The 16,427-nt window shown below is 68.2% G+C and carries 18 protein-coding genes; 8 read left to right on the top strand and 10 right to left on the bottom strand.

The genetic code is table 11. The features are described 5' to 3' along the window. Window positions 1-113: 113 nt before the first annotated feature. From K2R93_21545 to K2R93_21520, 6 genes are all read right to left on the bottom strand, one after another. Window positions 114-920 (bottom strand): ABC transporter permease subunit, encoded by an 807-nt coding sequence (locus tag K2R93_21545; GenBank protein MBY0492434.1) that lies wholly within the window; start codon window positions 918-920, stop codon window positions 114-116. Beyond that, entirely contained in the window at window positions 917-1,834 is a 918-nt protein-coding gene (locus tag K2R93_21540) for an ABC transporter ATP-binding protein (protein MBY0492433.1), read from the bottom strand. Before K2R93_21540 ends, K2R93_21545 begins: the two co-directional genes overlap by 4 nt. Continuing rightward, window positions 1,831-2,736 carry a hypothetical protein gene (locus K2R93_21535; GenBank protein ID MBY0492432.1) on the bottom strand — a complete coding sequence of 302 codons (906 nt, stop codon included), beginning with the start codon at window positions 2,734-2,736 and terminating at the stop codon, window positions 1,831-1,833. The genes K2R93_21540 and K2R93_21535 overlap by 4 nt, the downstream gene beginning before the upstream one ends. Then, window positions 2,733-3,644 (bottom strand): ABC transporter ATP-binding protein, encoded by a 912-nt coding sequence (locus K2R93_21530; GenBank protein ID MBY0492431.1) that lies wholly within the window; start codon window positions 3,642-3,644, stop codon window positions 2,733-2,735. Before K2R93_21530 ends, K2R93_21535 begins: the two co-directional genes overlap by 4 nt. Window positions 3,645-3,752: 108 nt before the next feature. After that, window positions 3,753-4,127 carry a helix-turn-helix domain-containing protein gene (locus tag K2R93_21525; protein ID MBY0492430.1) on the bottom strand — a complete coding sequence of 125 codons (375 nt, stop codon included), beginning with the start codon at window positions 4,125-4,127 and terminating at the stop codon, window positions 3,753-3,755. A gap of 271 nt (window positions 4,128-4,398) precedes the next feature. Beyond that, entirely contained in the window at window positions 4,399-4,911 is a 513-nt protein-coding gene (locus K2R93_21520; protein MBY0492429.1) for a hypothetical protein, read from the bottom strand. Window positions 4,912-5,049: 138 nt separating this feature from the next. On the opposite strand from K2R93_21520, the gene K2R93_21515 reads away from it, so the two are divergent. Next, the gene (locus K2R93_21515; GenBank protein MBY0492428.1) at window positions 5,050-6,282 is read left to right on the top strand and encodes an HDOD domain-containing protein; all 1,233 of its coding nucleotides are present in this window, start codon (window positions 5,050-5,052) and stop codon (window positions 6,280-6,282) included. 6 nt (window positions 6,283-6,288) lie between these two features. Here K2R93_21515 and K2R93_21510 read toward each other — a convergent pair whose 3' ends face one another. From K2R93_21510 to K2R93_21500, 3 genes are read right to left on the bottom strand one after another with little or no spacing between them, the layout of a single operon-like run. Next, window positions 6,289-6,726, bottom strand: a complete 438-nt coding sequence (locus K2R93_21510) for a PIN domain-containing protein (GenBank protein MBY0492427.1) — start codon at window positions 6,724-6,726, stop codon at window positions 6,289-6,291. Between the two features lie 9 nt (window positions 6,727-6,735). Continuing rightward, window positions 6,736-6,975 carry a ribbon-helix-helix domain-containing protein gene (locus tag K2R93_21505; protein MBY0492426.1) on the bottom strand — a complete coding sequence of 80 codons (240 nt, stop codon included), beginning with the start codon at window positions 6,973-6,975 and terminating at the stop codon, window positions 6,736-6,738. Window positions 6,976-7,013: 38 nt separating this feature from the next. Further along, window positions 7,014-7,613, bottom strand: coding sequence for a hypothetical protein (locus tag K2R93_21500; GenBank protein ID MBY0492425.1), 600 nt, complete (start codon window positions 7,611-7,613; stop codon window positions 7,014-7,016). Window positions 7,614-7,667: 54 nt separating this feature from the next. Here K2R93_21500 and K2R93_21495 point away from each other — a divergent pair, with 54 nt between their 5' ends. From K2R93_21495 to K2R93_21480, 4 genes are all read left to right on the top strand, one after another. After that, window positions 7,668-8,666, top strand: coding sequence for a DUF2268 domain-containing protein (locus K2R93_21495; GenBank protein ID MBY0492424.1), 999 nt, complete (start codon window positions 7,668-7,670; stop codon window positions 8,664-8,666). Window positions 8,667-8,880: 214 nt separating this feature from the next. Further along, window positions 8,881-11,103: a glutamine synthetase III gene (locus tag K2R93_21490; GenBank protein ID MBY0492423.1), complete on the top strand. Its 2,223-nt coding sequence runs from the start codon at window positions 8,881-8,883 to the stop codon at window positions 11,101-11,103. Between the two features lie 82 nt (window positions 11,104-11,185). After that, entirely contained in the window at window positions 11,186-12,085 is a 900-nt protein-coding gene (locus tag K2R93_21485) for an endonuclease/exonuclease/phosphatase family protein (protein ID MBY0492422.1), read from the top strand. A gap of 177 nt (window positions 12,086-12,262) precedes the next feature. Continuing rightward, a complete protein-coding gene (locus tag K2R93_21480) occupies window positions 12,263-12,622 on the top strand; it encodes a DUF5519 family protein (GenBank protein MBY0492421.1) in 360 nt (119 codons plus the stop codon). A gap of 40 nt (window positions 12,623-12,662) precedes the next feature. Here K2R93_21480 and K2R93_21475 read toward each other — a convergent pair whose 3' ends face one another. Further along, a complete protein-coding gene (locus tag K2R93_21475; protein ID MBY0492420.1) occupies window positions 12,663-13,358 on the bottom strand; it encodes a hypothetical protein in 696 nt (231 codons plus the stop codon). Window positions 13,359-13,425: 67 nt separating this feature from the next. Here K2R93_21475 and K2R93_21470 point away from each other — a divergent pair, with 67 nt between their 5' ends. Genes K2R93_21470 through K2R93_21460 form a run of 3 tightly spaced genes read left to right on the top strand, consistent with a single transcriptional unit; the run spans window position 13,426 to window position 16,281 of the window. After that, on the top strand, window positions 13,426-14,619 hold the full coding sequence (locus tag K2R93_21470; protein ID MBY0492419.1) for an amidohydrolase: 1,194 nt from the start codon (window positions 13,426-13,428) through the stop codon (window positions 14,617-14,619). A gap of 2 nt (window positions 14,620-14,621) precedes the next feature. Continuing rightward, window positions 14,622-14,816: a DUF3311 domain-containing protein gene (locus K2R93_21465; GenBank protein MBY0492418.1), complete on the top strand. Its 195-nt coding sequence runs from the start codon at window positions 14,622-14,624 to the stop codon at window positions 14,814-14,816. A gap of 4 nt (window positions 14,817-14,820) precedes the next feature. Further along, window positions 14,821-16,281 (top strand): sodium:solute symporter, encoded by a 1,461-nt coding sequence (locus K2R93_21460; protein MBY0492417.1) that lies wholly within the window; start codon window positions 14,821-14,823, stop codon window positions 16,279-16,281. The last annotated feature ends 146 nt before the right edge of the window (window positions 16,282-16,427 follow it).

Below are 16,427 nucleotides of genomic sequence, written 5' to 3'. Positions count from 1 at the left end.
GCCGAGTACGAAGCGCAACAGCCGATGGCCGCGTAGTATCGATCCGACACGCGTCCACTTTTTCGGGGCAACTCCACAGTACGTATACGCCCCACGTATACGCTGTTAGCAGTTCAAGTCCCCACCCGCCCAATCCGCGGTTGATGCAACCGCCGCCCCCCCACGTACACCGTGAAGAGCACGAGCACGACACTCGCCCCGAGCGCGAACCACACACTCGGCCCGCTGGTGAGGCGCGCATCGCTCGCATCGGTGAACTCGGCGGCCACGGCAAGCATCCACTGACGCACGCTCAGGTACTGCAGCGCGGGGAAGGTGCCGCTGAGCACCCCCTCCCAGAAGATCACGTACACAAGCCCGCTCACGAGCGCGCGCCGCGTGAGCAGCGCCAGCGCGGTGAACAGTGCGGCGTACGTCGCGCCGCCGTAGAACACCGCGAGCGTGAAGGCACTCGTGATATGCTCCGGGTCTGATGAACCCACCGCGATCGCGCCGGTACCCCACACCGCAAAGGCCGACACCGCCCCCGTGAGGACGCTCGCGAAGAGCGTGCGCACCGCCACGATCCACCAGCGCGGGGTGGTGGTGGTCACGAGATAGAGAAGCGTCCCGTCATCGGCTTCAGCGCTGAAGGCGCTGGTCCCGAAGAGCAGCGCAATGAGCGGCGTGGCCAGTGCGCACACCAGTTCATCGTAGCGGCGCACCAGAAACTCCACCGGATCGCCACTCAACACGCCGCGACTGGCAAACACCACCGCAAAGAACATCGGCAGCAGCACCAGCACGCCGATGCCCAAGAGCAGCACCGGGCTGCGCGTGCGCGCCCAGGCGAGCTGCACCAGCACGCGCGCGGTGGCCGGAAACGACACGCGCCCGGCCGTCGGCGCAGCCCCGCGGGGCGTCGTGGCAGAAGCACTCATCGGTTCACCAGATACGCAAAGACGTGCTCGAGCGACTCATCGGTGGGCTGCACTTCCGTCAGCGTGACCTGCGCCGCCTGCGCGGCGCGCGCCACGAGGCGCGAGAACGCGGTGAAGTCGGTGGTACGCACCACCAGCGCCGTGCCCTCCACGTCCACCCCGATGACACTCGCGTCGCCCACGAGAGCCGGGGCCAGCGCGCGCACGTTGCTGGCCCGCACCCGCACCGTGTGCGGGCGATCGGTCATGAGGCGGCGCAGCGTGCGATGATCACCGCTGGCCGCCAACCGCCCCGACAGCACCACCAGAATGCGCGCGGCGACATCCTCGATCTCTTCCAGGATGTGACTCGACAGCAACACCGCCGTCCCTTCGGCGGCGCGCGCCTCGAGCAGCTGCATCATGTGCAGGCGCTGCCGCGGATCGAGGCCGTTGAACGGCTCGTCGAGCAGCAGCAGCGTGGGCTCATGCACCAGCGCCGCCGCGAGCTTCGTGCGCTGCCGCATGCCCTTCGAGAATCCACCGATGGCGCGATCGGCCGCCTCTTCGAGGTCCACCGTGGCAATGGCGCGCTTCGCGGCGTCCTTCACATCGCGGACACCGAGCAGCGTGGCGCGTGCCTCCACGAACTGGCGCGGCGTCAGCATGCCAGGCATCGCTTCGCGCTCCGGCACGAGCGCCACCTGGCGGAACACCTCGGGGCGTTCCACCGGCTCGGTGCCGTACACGCGCACAACGCCACTCGACGGGCGCACGAGCCCGGCCGCCAGCTGCAGCAGCGTGCTCTTGCCGGCGCCATTCGGCCCGAGCAGCCCGGTGATGCCGGCGTTCACGGTGGCGGAGATGTCGTTCACCGCCACGACATCGCCATACCAGTGCGACACGTTCTCGAAGACGAGCGGCGGCGCACTCATGCGTCCACCCGGCGCATGCGCCAGAAGAGCCCCGCCAGGCCGGCCGCACCCACCGCGAACTCCGTCAGCAGAAACGTCCACACCGGCGGCGGCGGATGCAGCTCGATGCCACGTGTCGTTTCGCCGAACAGAATGAACGCCACCGTGCGCATCCCTTCGATCTGGTCCACGTACGCCGCGATGTAGTATGACAGGCCTGCGAGGTCGCGCAGGGCCGACCCGATCGCAATGCAGACGAGAAACGACCCGATCACCGCCGCCGTCGCATACGCCCGGCGTGGTGAGAGGCTCGACAGAAACGCCCCCACATTGCCGATCACCCAGGCCATCGTGGTCGCGAGCAGCAGCACCGGCCCGATCCGGGGGCCCACGGTGGTGAACGCGGCCGCCGGATCTTTGGCGACGCCGATCTGTCCGATCCACAGCAACAGCAGCGGCGCCAACGCCACACACAGCACCGCACTGAACACCGACAGCCACCGCACGAACGCGTACTGCGATCGCGTCACGGTGCGCGTGAACATGAGCGGCAGCACGCGATGCTGCTGATCACGACTCATCAGCTCCGGCCCCTGGGCCGCCATGAACAGCACGAAGAGCAGCGTCTGCCCGGCGATCAGCGCCGCGTAGTTCACCGGCACCTGCCCGTTCGACGCGCCCGACGCCACCACACTCGCCAGGCTCGGCAACATCGTCACGATGAGCACGAACACCGGGATCGCCTTGGACTTGGCGGGCCGGCCGAGCCCGAAGAGCGCGCGGAACCCCTGCCAGAACAACGCGCGCCGCGCTTCGCGCACGCCAGCGCGTGGCCCTTCGTAGCGGCGATAGCCAAGGTCATGGATGACCGACCCACCCGCTGGTGTGGGCGTCGCGCGGCGCCCTGCGGTCGCGTCGCTCATGCGAACAACGCCTCCAGATGCCCACGCCGCCGCTCCAGCCGCAGCACCCCGGCATCGAGCGCCACCGCGGCATCCCGCACGACGTCATACGCCCGCTGCGCCGCCGCCTCGCCTTCCGGCAGCTCCACCAGCACGCGGTTGCGCTCCGCCCGCACGAGCAGCCCCGCAGCAGTCAGCTGCGCCGCGAGCGCCTCCGGATCGCCGTCGATCTCGATCATGAGCGTCCCGGTCTCGCCCGTGAGCGCCCCGAGGTCATCAGCGCGCACGAGCCGCCCGAAGTCGATCATCACGATGCGATCGCAGATGCGTTCGAGCTCGCCGAGCAGGTGCGAACTCACGAGCACCGAGATCCCGAACTCGCGCCCGGTGCGCACGATGAGCGCGAGCATCTCGTCGCGGCCAGCGGGGTCGAGCCCATTGGTGGGCTCGTCGAGAATGAGGACGCGCGGATCGTGCACGAGCGCCTGCGCGAGCTTCACGCGCTGCGCCATGCCGGTGGAGTAGCCGCCCATCGGGCGATAGCGCTCCTCGAACAGCCCCACATGCCGCAGCACTTCCGCGGATCGCTCGCGCGCCGCGGTGGCCGGCAAGCCGGAGAGCCGCGCCATGAACGTCACGAACTCCGTCGCGCTCATCTCGGGCGGCAGGCAGTCGTGTTCGGGCATGTAGCCCACCAGCGCGCGGATCGTGTCGCGCTCGCGCGTGACATCATGCCCCATCACGCTGGCGCTCCCGTCACTCGGCTCGACGAGCCCGAGGAGGATCTTCACGAACGTGCTCTTCCCCGCGCCGTTGGCGCCCACGAGGCCGGTGATGCCGGGCGCAATGTCCACCGTGAGCGCATCGAGCGCGGTCACGGCACCATAGCGTCGCGTCAGGGCACGGGCAGCAATCAGCGAGTCAGACAAGCGGAGCGGGTCGTGGGGTGTCGTGCCAACCTAACGATTCGCCTCTCCCAACGCGGCGCCCTGCGTTCGGTTTCAGAGGGGAGAGGCGTTGGTGCGCGTGGCGGCGGGTCACTGCCGGCTTCGGGGTGGTCTCCCGGGTTCGGAAACGCGTGCGCGTTCCGAAGCCGGGAGACCCACCCCTGTGCCGGCACTGTCCCGCCGCCACACGGAGGCCGGCGCTTCGCTGGGCGGCGCGGGAGGCGACGCGGGGAGCGCTCGCACATCCACGTGAACAGTGAGACCGAGTCGCATCGCGCTGCGCAGCAACCGATCCATCGACACCCGATCCACGCGCCCGCGTTTGAGGTCGCTCACGAGGCCGGCACTCATCTCGAGCCACGCCCCCGCCTCCGGCGCCGGCCAGCCGTCCACGGCCGCAACCAGCGCCGCCGCGATGGCCTGCTTCTGCCGGCGCATCTGCGCATCCACCTCCGCGTGAGCCATTCTCCGGAACATGCCGCAGCCTAGCACCGGAGCGAGCCCCACGTGTCATCATTCCGACGCGAAACCACTCCGCGTCCCCCGTCGCGCCCAGCGAAGCGCCGGCGCCATCCGACCATCTGACATCTGAGCGGTGAACGGTGCCCGCCCGGCCGGCGCCGGCGAGGCGATGCGAGGGGTGAGGTCTCCCGGCTTCGGAACGCGCAGCGTTTCCGAACCCGGGAGACTCCCCCGAGCAGCGGCTCGCCGGCGCCGAGCCGCCGCGCCAAACCCTCTACGCCGCGCCCGAAGCGTCGGCAGGTTCAGAGGCGTCCGGCTTCCCTACCGCCGCCGGCGAGCCATCAGCCGTCAGGGCGGGCAGCGTAACGCCCGCCTTGGCCGCGCGCCGCTCCAGCGTCTCGCGGTCCAGCAGCGAGCGGATGAGCGCATCCGCGTCGCGGTTCTGGAGGTATTTCCCCTTCTCCCAGCCGTCCACAATCCCCTTCGGCGTCCCGTAGATCAGCTCCGCAAACTGGGCCACCGAAAGCCCCAGTGACTCCCGGAGCTGCCGGATCGCCCGCGGGGCCAGGAGGTTGTGCTCCGCCCGGATCGACTCCGTCGCCGCCTTTTCGGCCGCGTCGCGCTGGTCGATGGTGCGCTGTTCATGTCCGCACTTCTCGCAGCGGTAGAACTCGCGCGTCACCTCGGCCGCCATGCCCGAGAGGCGCATGGTCACCGTTTCTGTCTGGAGGGCGTACCGGCCACCGCAGCCGCGGTGCAGGGAGCCATCGAGGGTCGAGAGACTCATCGGGTGGGGCTGGGGGAGGCGCCGAGTCGGCCAAAAGGCCGGGGCCCGGACCGGGCGTGTCCTCGGCGGCGCCTGAATCGTCCTATTGTCGCCAGAACCCTACTGGTCGCGCCACCCCTTGCCGGCCCTTGCCGCCCTATGTCCGACATCTGCCTCGTCCGCCAGCCGGTCTTCGGAAAGACCGGAGCCCTGATTGGCTACGAAATCCGGTTCAATGACGTCGAGGACGGACAGCACGCGTTTGCGCGCGCTTTCCTCAGCGGCAGCTTCGACCTCGTCCGCAACAAGATGCCCGCGTTCGTTCTGGCGACGCGCGAGCAGCTTGTGGAGGACGCGTTCCTGGTGGCTGAACCGGGTACCGCCATTGTCATGCTGCCGCGCGACCTCGAGGTCGATGACGCGGTGGTCGAGGCGGTGCACCGGTATCGCAACAACGGCGGGCTGATCGCCCTCGAAGACGCCGGCATCAATCCCTCGCCGGCCGAGGCGTTGCTGCCGCTCGTGAGCTGGGTGCGCGTCAACGCCCGCAGTGGCGATGCGGCGCTGATCGGCTCGATCTGCGACCGCGTCAAGCATAGCGGAGCCGCCAAGCCCGCGCAGCTCATTGCCTACAATGTCGAGGAGCTCGAGCAGTTCGAGGCCACCCTGCAGCGCGGCTTCGATGGCTTCCAGGGGAGTTTCTTCAGCCGCCCCGAGCCGCTGCCGACCGCTGAAATGCCGCAGAGCACGGTGGCCGCGATGCGCCTCATGGGGCTCGCGCGCGACCAGAACTGCAGCGATCGCCAGCTTGAAGATGTGATCGCCACCGATCCCGTGCTCACCTTCCAGCTGCTGCGCCTGGTGAACAGCGCCGCGCTGGGCGGACGGGGCGTGGCCTCGATCGGGCAGGCGCTGCGCCTCATTGGCCGCAACGCGTTCCTACGCTGGCTCGCCGTGGCCGTGGCCGCGACGCGCAAGAGCCGAACGGGCGTGGACCAGGAGCTGGTGCGTCAGGCCGTCGAACGCGGCCGTCTGCTCGAACAGCTCGTGGGCGGTGGCCGCGACAGCGGCACGCTGTTCCTCGTGGGGCTCTTCTCGCTGCTCGATGCCGTCTTCCGCATGCCGCTCGAAGAGATCCTCGAGCGCGTCGTGCTCAGCGACGAAGCCGTCACCGCGCTGTTGCAGCGCGAGGGCCCGTACGCCAACGCGATCATGTTCGCCGAAAGCTACGAGCTCGGCCTCTTCGAAAACGCGACCGAAATCGCGAAGGAGATGGGCGTCGATCCGGCGAAGATCAGCGAGTACTACACGAACGCCATCGTGTGGACCGCCGAAGCGCTCGGTGCGGCGATGGAGAGCCAGGACAAGGCGCCGGTGCGGAAGGCCGGGTAAGGCGCGCTACGAACCGAGATCGTCCGGGCGCTCCCAGCGCAGCCCGCGAAATCGCGCGAAGTCGGCATCGTCGCTCAACATGGTGCAGCCGTGCTCGAGTGCGAGCGCGGCGAGCCAGGCGTCGGCGACCAGATTGCCCGAGGCGTTGGTGTGCGCCACGAGATCGGTGAAGAGTGACCAATGGCGAGCACCGGGTGCGAGCGTCACCGCCGTTGGCGTGTCGCGCAGCGTCTGCACGAATCGAAGCGCATCCGAAACCGGCGTCGGTGGCCGGAAGATCTTGGGATGCGTCAGAATGCGCAGCGCGCCGGCATAGACCGGTTCGCAGAGGGCGAAGGGCTCTGGTCCGACCCGCAACCGATCCAGCGCCGCGCGCATCACCTCATGACGCGGCGCATCCGTCCGCATCGCCCCCACGAGCACGTTCACATCGACCAGATACATCGGCCGGTGTCAGAGATCGTCCATGCGATCGAGCAACGCGCTGGTGCTCGACAGATCCACCCCGGGCTGAAGCCCCTGGCCGCCGTAGGTGGGCAGCGGCTCCATCACCCGTCGGGCCGGTGCGCCGCGGCTCAGTTCATAACGGAGCGCGTCGGCCAGCAGCTGCGTGAACGTGCGTCCCGTTCGCGCCGCGTGCGCCTGCGCGCGCTCGAGGAGATCGTCGGGAAGGCGAACGGTCGTGCGCGTCATATCGTATGCTACCAATCTGACATACGATATGTCAACCGCTAACGCGCCGGCACCGCCGGCAGCTTCCGCACCGTCTGCGTATCGCTCGGTGCCAGCATCAGCGAGGGGTTCGTGAGCGGCGCGCCGGCGGTAATCGCCAGGCGCACCCGTTCCGCCTGTGTGGCATTCACGTCGAAGAGCACCGCAATCAGATTGGCGCTGCGAATCACTTCGCGCGGCGCCGAGGGCCACGCGCCGATCGTGTCGCCGCGTGGCGTGAGGCGGAAGGGATCGAGCCCCGCCGTGGCCGAGTGCAGCGCGGCGGAATCGGCGCCATAGAACACCACCATGCGCGCCTCTTTGCCAATGCGATAGCGCGTCCCCGGCGTTTTGAAGAACGGGACGCGCACGCTGTCGAGCACCTTGGCCACCATCCCCGCCTTGCTGATGCGGTCCTCGAGAGCGCACGGCTTCCACGTACCGTCGCGCGGGCAGGCCGCGTCACTGGGCGAAGACGGACGCGGAACGGGGGGCAGCGCCGCTGGTGTCGATGATGCGGCGGGCGTCGCGGCAGGCTCCTTGGCACCGCAGGCCGCTAGCGACCACGCCAGTGGGAGAGCGAGACACAATCCGGATATCCAGACGGGAATTCGGCGCATGTCGAAAGCTAGCACTCGCGAAACCCTCTGCGGCCGCCTTGCGTCCAATCAGGCATGCGACGCTTGCGTGCCGTCACCGCGCTCCTCGTGCTCACTGCCTGCGGCGGCCACGATGCCCCCACCGCGGCGCCCGCCGAGTATCCCACCGATCCGGCGCTCGCGCAGCTGGTGACGGATGATGTCGATCGCTACTGGCGCGCCTACGACGCCGGCGGCAAGAGCGGCAACAGCACCGCGTTTCAGCGGCGCTATCTCGACAGTGCCACGGCCGGCCTGCGCGAGTTCATCGGCTTGCGCCAGCTCACCGCCACCTCACTCGTGCAGGTCGCGACCGCGTACCCCGCGTATCTCGATGCACTGCACACGTGGTGGACCACGGCCAATCGCACCGCCGTGCTGAGCACCATCCGCGCGAACTACGCCACCATCAAGCAGCTCTATCCCAACGCCTTCTTCCCGCCCGTCACGCTCCTCGTGGGGCGCTACAGCACGGCCGGCACGGCGGGGACCAGCGGGCTGCTCGTGGGCTTCGAGTTCTTTGGCACCGACGCCAACGCACCGCTGGGCGCGCTCAACAGCTTCGCCCGCGACAACCAGAAGAGCTGGGCCACCGACCTCGCGCCACTCGTGGCGCACGAGCACACGCACTACCTCTCGCTGCGCGCCGGCGCCACTTCCGCCCGGAATGGCGCGCCGCTCTACGCGCGCGTGCTGCACGAAGGCGTGGCCGAGTTCATCGCCAGCCTGGTAGCCGGACAGCCCTCGTACCGCACGTTCTTCCGCACCTGGCAGGCCAACGAAGCCACCTATTTCGCGGAATTCCTGCAGGAGAAGGACGGCAGCGATGTGAGCCGCTGGCTCTACAACCAGGGGAGCACCACCGGCGGGCGGCCGGGTGACCTCGGCTACTTCATCGGCTTCCGGATCGCCCAGGCCTACTACAACCGGGCCGCGAATAAGGCGCAGGCGGTGCGGGAGCTGATCGAACTCCGAGATCCGGCCGGAATCCTCACTCAGAGCGGCTACGCCGGGGCCGGGCCGCCCATTCCATAACGGCGGTTCGGCTTTTCTTCGTTACACACCGATTCCCCACCCTGGTGTGTGACACTTCGTGCAATTTCAGCAGAAGATGCCGCGCATTCCAGCGCGTGGACATTGGATTCGGCTCCCAAATGGGCGATATTCCTGCACGCTGTGCACGAATCTGTGGGCGACACGGTCCGGACCCTTTCTCCAACCCGTCGCCTCCTCTCACTTCGCCCTGCTCATGGCCAACAACAACAATTCGCGCATCTCCGCCATGCGCGAGATCACGCACCGCCCGGTTCGCCTCACCAAGCGCCCGGAAGCCGATGGCGTGCAGCTCCCCACCAGCACCTGGTACGGCGTCAACACGTTTGGCATCCGCCAGATGCGCCAGAAGCTGCCCAAGGATGTCTACAAGAAGCTCGCGGCCTCCATCCGCCTCGGCAAAAAGCTCGACAGCGAGATCGCGCCGGTCGTGGCGCAGGTCATCAAGGAGTGGGCGATCAGCCATGGCGTCACGCACTTCACGCACTGGTTCCAGCCGCAGACGGGGCTCACGGCCGAAAAGCATGACGCCTTCCTGAACTTCGATGAGAACAACCTGCCCATCGAGTCGTTCTCGGGGGAGCAGCTCATTCAGTCGGAACCGGACGCCTCGTCGTTCCCGTCGGGCGGTCTCCGCGCGACGTGGGAAGCGCGCGGCTACACCGCGTGGAACCCGGCCTCGCCGGTGTTCATCAGCGAAACGGGTGGCGTGAAGTACCTCTGCATCCCGTCGGTCTTCATCGGCTACAACGGTGAGGCGCTCGACGAGATGACGCCGCTGCTCCGCAGCTCGGACATCCTCTCGCACAACGCCATGGAGCTCCTCGAGCTCATCGGCGACAAGGGCGTGCTCCGCGTGAACACCACGCTCGGTGTGGAGCAGGAGTTCTTCCTCATCGACCGCGCGCACTTTGCGCTCCGCCCCGACCTCGTGATGGGCAACCGCACGCTGGTGGGTGCGGCGCCGCCGCGTGGCCAGCAGCTCGAAGACCACTACTTCGGTGGCATCCCCGAGCGCGTCCAGGCGTGCATCAGCGAAGTCGAGCAGGAGCTCTACAAGCTCGGCGTGCCCATCGTCACGCGCCACAACGAAGTCGCACCGAGCCAGTTCGAAATGGCGCCGATCTTCGAGGACTCCGACATCGCGGTGGATCACAACCACCTCGTGATGAGCGTCCTGCGCAAGGTCGCGCTCCGTCACGGGCTGCAGGCCATCGTGCACGAGAAGCCCTTCGCCGGCATCAACGGCTCGGGCAAGCACTGCAACTGGTCGATGTCGATCACGTCCGACAACGAGCTCGCCGGCACGAACCTGCTCAAGCCGGGCAAGACGCCGCACCAGAACGTGCGCTTCCTGCTCTTCCTGGCCGCGGTGCTCAAGGGTGTGCACAAGCACGCCGGCCTGCTCCGCGCCGGTATTGCCACGTCGGGTAACGAACACCGCCTCGGCGCAAACGAAGCGCCGCCGGCCATCATCTCGGCGTTCCTCGGCTCGGGCCTCACGCAGGTCGTCGAAGACATCGCCGCCGGCAAGACGAGCCCGCGCAACGCCGAACAGGCGATGCTCAAGCTCGGCGTCGCCAAGCTCCCCGAAGTCGAGCAGGACAACACCGACCGCAACCGCACGTCGCCCTTTGCCTTCACCGGCGCCAAGTTCGAGTTCCGCGCCGTGGGCGGTGGGCAGAGCATCGCCTTCCCGGTGATGCTGCTGCAGGCCGCGGTGGCCGAAGCGATCGCCGACGTGACGGAAGAACTCCGCAAGGAGATGAAGGGCGAGAGCAGCACCGACGACGCGATCCTCAAGGTCGTGCGCAAGGCGTTCAAGGAGACCGCCGCGGTGCGCTTCGAAGGGAACAACTACTCCGACGAGTGGGTGGTGGAAGCGGCCAAGCGTGGCCTCCTCAACCTCCGCCGCACGCCGGAAGCCCTGGCGCAGCTCCTCACGGACGGCGCCAAGACGCTCTTCAAGAACACCGGCATCCTGACCGAGGTCGAACTCGAAAGCCGCTATCACGTGCGCATGGAGCGGTACATCAAGGACATCCTCATCGAGCTGCACACGCTGCAGCAGATGGTGGACACGCAGGTGCTGCCGGCGTCGTACGCGTACCTCGGCCAGCTCGCCGGCTCGGCCGGTCAGGGCGCGGCCGCGGGCATCAACATGCAGCCGGTGGTGGACGCCGCCAACGGCGTGTCGAAGCTCATCGCCACGCTGCAGAAGAAGAAGGCGGAGCTCGCCAAGGTGATCGCCAAGGCCGAGCACATGCACGACGACATCGGCGGGCAGGCGCAGTATCTCACCACCATCAGCTGCGAGACGATGGGCGAAGTGCGCGACGCCTGCGACGCGCTCGAGCTCGCCGTGGCCGATGACTGCTGGCCGCTGCCGCGCTACCGGGAGATGCTCTTCCCGGTGTAAGGGCGGCGCAGTTGCTGGCGTTCACGACGGCGGAAGCGAGTTGGCTTCCGCCGTCGTGCGTTTGGCGCCATCGTCACGGGACATGCGCCCTCTCCTCCGTGCCCTCGTGGCCGCCAGTCTGGCGGCCCTCGCCGCCTGCCGGGCTCCGCTGCACTCCGGCCGCCGCGACACGACCGCGCCGCTGCGCGTCATGACCTTCAACCTGCGCTACGACAATCCCGGTGACGGCGTGAACGCCTGGCCAAATCGCCGCGATGGGGTGGGCGCCCTGCTCCGCTTCCACGGCGCGGATGTCATCGGCGTGCAGGAAGCCCTGCAGCGACAGCTCGAGGACCTCGATGTGCGACTCCCGGGCTTTGCGCGCGTGGGCGTGGGGCGCGCCGACGGCAAGACCGGCGGCGAGTTCAGCGCGATCTACTACCGCACCAGCCGCATCGCGCTCGTCGACAGCGGGACGTTCTGGCTCTCCACCACACCGGAGGTCGTGGCCAGCAAGGGCTGGGATGCGGCCCTTGAGCGGATCGCGACGTGGTCCCACTTCCGCGACCGCGCGTCGGGCTGTCGCTGGCTGCAGCTGAACACGCACTTCGATCACATGGGCGAGAACGCCCGGATCGAGAGCGCACGCCTGATCCGGCGCCGCCTGGCCACCCTCGCCCACGGGCAACCGATCATCATGACCGGTGACTTGAACGCCGATCCCACAAGCGCGCCGTACCGCGTCCTCACGAGCGAGGTCATCGCCGATGGCGCTGCGCCGCTGCGCGACGCGTTCGTGGTGAGTCGCAGCGGCCACTACGGTCCCGCGTCAAGCTGGAACGCCTTCACCGCGATCGAGCCCGGCCGACGCATCGATTACGTCCTGGTCTCGGAGCCCATCGCGGTGCTGCGTCACGCCGCCCTCACCGATCGCCTAGAGAATCGCTTCCCCTCCGACCATCTCCCCGTCGTCGCCGACCTCACGTCAATCTGCCCTCACTGACCCCCGCTCGTCCCGCCGTCCAGCTCCCGTAGTCCAGCTTCCGCCGTTCAGGCTTCCGCAGTACCGGCGTCCGCCCGCCATTTGCGTTCTCCGCATTTCCGCTGCATGCTCTTCACATCACCCACGTGAGGGGTCTGCCTGGCCACCACTGATTTCGGCGCCGTCATCGCGAACATCGTGCGCGAGTGGGACGGCATCGAAGAGCGCCCGCACCGCTTTGGCGGCGTCGAGTTCCGACTGGGAACCCGCGAAGTCGGGCATGTGCATGTAGGTGGCGTCGCCGATCTGCTGGTGAGTGTGCGCATGCGACGCGATCTCGTCGCCGCCGGTCGCGCTGCGGCGCATCACACCCTGCCGCAGTCGGGGTGGATCAGCTTCCGCCTTCGCAGCGAGCATGATGTCCCCGCTGCGGTGGAACTCTTTCGCATGAACTACGAGCGCCTGCGCGGCGGCGTGGTGCCGCGCATCACCTCCGGCATCGTGCGCCGGTCGAGTACCATGCTCGGCGATAACACCGTCGACGATCTACCGGCGTAGGGCTCCGCGGCGTTAGCGCGCGAACGCGCGCCGCCGCCAATCAGCCGCCCACGCGCTCGGACACCGGCGCCGCCGGAATCGCGACCTGGCCTTGCTTGGGGGCCATGAGCTGCGTGACAAAGCGCTGCCCTTCGGAAATGCGCTCAACCTGTTCGGCCATGGCATCGATCGCCTGCTCCATGCGCTCGAGGCGCTGCGCGCTTTCGAGGATCTGCGGCGCCGGCTTCGGGGCCCCGAGGCGGCGGAACATCGTGCGCCCAATGGCGATCGCCATCGGCAGCCCGATCGCGATCGTGCCCACGATGGAGATGGCCGTGATCTGCCCGCTCGACAGCTGCCCCGGTGGCAACGTCGGATTGTCTGACGACGACGTCTCGGCGCCCAGACTCAGCGGCGCGTTGGCGATCAGGCGGCTGTTGACCTCGATGTCCTTCTCGATCTGCAGAATCCGCTGGTCCAGTTCGCGGATGCGATTCTCCACGCCAGTCCGCGCAACACCCTCGGGGTTCTTTTGCAGCTCACGGACCAGACTCGACCGGCGGTTGGTGACGTTCGAGAGCTGGTTGGAGAGGAGGTCCCGACGTTCCCGCAGGGCCGCCAGATCGGCCGCGGTCTTGGGGGCGTCGAACACGATCTGACCGGTGCCGATGTCGGCCCCCGTCACCACCCCCGGCGGTTGGGGCGGCGTGGGTGCGACAGCGGGCTGGTCCGCGGCGTTAGTTTGCAGAAGCGGCATACTGGAACTTACGCATCCGCGGCCGAACCGGTTACACCCGGTCGGTTCCCTGTTCACCGCCTTTCGCATGACCACCAGCGCCCACCCCGTCACGCCGCTTGCCGAAATCGACGGCCTGCTCGAGCAGGTCGTTGCCTGGCGCCGTCACCTCCACATGCACCCCGAGGTGGCGTTCCACGAGGTCGAGACGTCCCGGTTCATCGCCGAGACGCTCTCCGCGATCCCCGGGCTGATCGTGACCCGTCCCACAGCGACGAGTGTCCTCGCAGTGCTCGCCACGGGGCGGCCGGGCCCCACGGTGGCGGTGCGCGCCGACATCGACGCGCTGCCGATTCTTGAAGAGAACGACGTCAGCTATCGCTCGACCCGCGACGGCGCGATGCACGCCTGCGGGCACGACGGACATACTGCGATTGTGCTGGGGCTCGCCACGCTGCTCGCGCGGCATCGCGACGCACTGCAGGGCGAGGTGCGCTTCATCTTCCAGCACGCCGAAGAGCTCGCGCCCGGTGGCGCCGAAGAGCTCGTGCAGGCGGGCGTGATGACGGGGGTGGAGCAGGTGATCGGGCTTCATCTCTGGGCGTCGCTCGAGACCGGCAAGATCGGCATCATCAGCGGGCCGGCGATGGCGGCCCCCGACAACTTTCAGTGCCACATCATCGGGCGGGGCGGTCACGCCGCCATTCCGCAGGATTGCGTGGATCCGATCGCCATCGGCGCGCAGGTCGTGAGCGCGCTGCAGCAGGTCGTCTCCCGCGGCGTCGATCCGCTCGATCCGGTCGTGCTGAGCGTCACGCAGTTCATTGCCGGGACCGCGATGAACGTCATTCCGAACAGCGCCTACCTCGCGGGCACCGTGCGCACCTTCGACGCAACGCTCCGCACGACGGTGCCGGCGCAGATGGAGCGCGTCATCGCCGGCGTCACGAGCGCCTTCGGGGCGACGTACGACTTCACCTATGAGCACGGCTATCGCCCGGTCGTGAACGACGTCGCCCTGGCCGCGCGCCTCAGTGACGTGGTGCGCCGCACCTTCGCCAGCGACACGTTGGTCGAGCTTCGCCCGACGATGGGCGGCGAAGATTTCTCCGCCTATCAGCAGAAGGCGCCGGGCGTCTTTGCCTTTGTGGGCGCGGGCAACGTGGCGGGGGGCATCGTGCATCCGCATCATCATCCCAGGTTCCAGATCGACGAGCGCTCGCTCGCCATCGGGCTGCGCTATCTCGCGGCAGCCACGCTGGACCTGCTGCAGACCGCCTGAGCGTGCGCTGGCATCGCTTGTTGGCGCTGATTCCGGCGGCCGCACTCCTCGGCGCACCGTGGATTGCCGATCGCGTGGAACCCAAGCTCGCGGGGATGCCCTTCCTGCTCGCCTGGATCGTGGCGTGGGTACTGCTCGCGTCCGTCACGATGGGGATCATCGGCTGGTTGGACGGGCGCGCGGAGCGCGGTCACTAGCCGCATGACGCCGGCGGCGGTGGCACTCGGCATTCTGGCAGCCACCCTGCTGCTGGCCTTCGGCATTGCCTGGCGTGCCCGTGGCGCCACGAGCCTCGAAGAGTGGACGGTCGGCAGCCGCGGGTTCGGCGCCGTGCTCGTGTTCGTGCTCATGGCCGGCGAGATCTACACCACCTTCACCTTCCTCGGGGGGAGCGGGTGGGCCTACGGCCGCGGCGCGCCGGCGTTCTACATCCTCGCGTACCCCACGGTGGCGTACCTGAGCTCGTACTTTCTGCTCCCCGCAATCTGGGAGCGCGGTACGCGCTGGCGTGTGCTGACGCAGCCGGAGTACTTCGCGCGCGCGTACGACAGTCCACTGCTCGGCCATGTCGTGGCCCTCGTGGGAAGCGCGGCCCTCGTCGCGTATCTGGTGCTGCAGCTCAAGGGGCTGGGCATCATCGTCGCGGAGACGAGCTACGGCGCCATCGGCGCGTCCACCGCGATCGTCATCGGGCTCACCCTGGTGGTGCTCTATGTGATGCTCGCCGGTGTCCGCGGCTCCGCGCTCACGGCCGCGCTCAAAGACATGCTGGTGCTGGTCAGCGTCATCGGACTGGGCATCGCGCTCCCGGCGCGGCTGCATGGTGGCATCGCGCCGATGCTCGAGCGTCTCGTGACCGAGCGCCCCACCTTTCTCACGCTCGGCGATACGGGACTCTCACGCACCTGGTTCGCCAGCACGACGCTCCTCACCGCGCTCGGCTTCTATCTCTGGCCGCACACCTTCGGCTCGCTGTTCACCGCGCGCGATGCCCGCGTCTTTCGGCGCAACGCGATGATCATGCCGCTGTATCAGGTGGTCCTGCTGTTCGTGTTCTTCGTGGGCTTCGCGGCCACGCTGTCCATGCCCGGCCTGAGCGGCACCGACGCGGATCTCGCGCTGCTGCGCATCACGCGCCGGGAGTACGGCCCGTGGATCGTGGGCATCGTGGGCGCCGCCGGCGCCCTCACCGCGCTCGTACCGGCGTCGATCATCCTCACGACGACGGCCACCGTGCTCGCGCGACTCCGGCAGGCCCGTGCTGGCGACGCCACGCAGGGGATGCGCACCGCCCGCCTCATGGTCCCGGTCGTCGCCGCCATCGCGCTCGCCTTCACCTTCCGCGGCGGCTCCACCATCGTGGCGCTGCTGCTGATGGCGTACAGCCTCGTCACGCAGCTCGCGCCGGCACTGTTCGCCTCGCTCTGGTTCCCCGGCCGCATCTCCGCCTCTGGCGCCATCGCCGGCATCCTCCTCGGCGAGTGCGTCGTCGCGTTCGTGACGCTCACGAACGTGGACCTCGCGACGTTCTTCCCGCTCTGGCCACGCTGGATCACCGACACCAACATCGGCTTCCTCGCGCTGCTCGTGAATACGGCGACGATGATGCTGGTCAGTGCGGGGTCGGCCAAGTCGGCGCATTCGGCACGATCGCTTAACTGATCACATCCAAGACGTTCGAGGGATCCAAGGCACACGGGTACGTCGATATCCGGCTCATGCCTTGGACCGCTCGGATGTCTTCTATGAGAAAGGCCAACTAGTCAAGGCCACCGTGGTGGCCTCGCGGCTGGGTCCTGCGCGAGAAT

The organism is Gemmatimonadaceae bacterium, from assembly GCA_019752115.1.
Classification (GTDB): Bacteria; Gemmatimonadota; Gemmatimonadetes; order Gemmatimonadales; family Gemmatimonadaceae; genus Gemmatimonas.
The sequence above is the reverse complement of the archived record's forward strand: the minus strand, read 5'-3'. Positions and strand labels throughout refer to the sequence as shown.